Consider the following 437-nt stretch of genomic DNA (forward strand, 5'->3'; position numbering starts at 1 on the left):
ACATAAGGAGTTTTGAATTTCCCACGAGGGATATCAGTTCTGTTTTGTAACACTAAAACTCCGGCACAAACCAATACAAAGGCGAATAAAGTTCCAATACTGCACAAATCCGTAACTAGTGTTAAATTCAAAAACAAAGCCGGCACTGCTACAACAAAACCCGTTACGATTGTAGCGTAGGAAGGCGTTTTATATTTTGGATGCACTTTTGAGAAACGTTTTGGCAACAAACCATCACGACTCATACTCATCCAGATACGCGGTTGTCCCATTTGGAAAACCAATAAAACACTAGCCATAGCCACAACTGCACTTACCGCAATAATTCCCGACATCCATTTCAGATCTAATTTTTCAAATACAAAAGCCAATGGGTCACCTACATTCAATAGGTCATAAGAAACCATTCCAGTTAAAACTAACGCAATTGCAATATA

The 437-nt window shown here is 38.7% G+C and carries 1 protein-coding gene; it reads right to left on the bottom strand.

The window, feature by feature from the left end:
- Nucleotides 1–437, bottom strand: a 437-nt coding sequence (locus tag FCS21_RS17840; protein WP_138624528.1) for an APC family permease, incomplete at both ends; no start/stop codon positions are given.

The sequence above is a fragment of the Colwellia ponticola genome, assembly GCF_005885605.1.
Lineage (GTDB): Bacteria > Pseudomonadota > Gammaproteobacteria > Enterobacterales > Alteromonadaceae > Colwellia > Colwellia ponticola.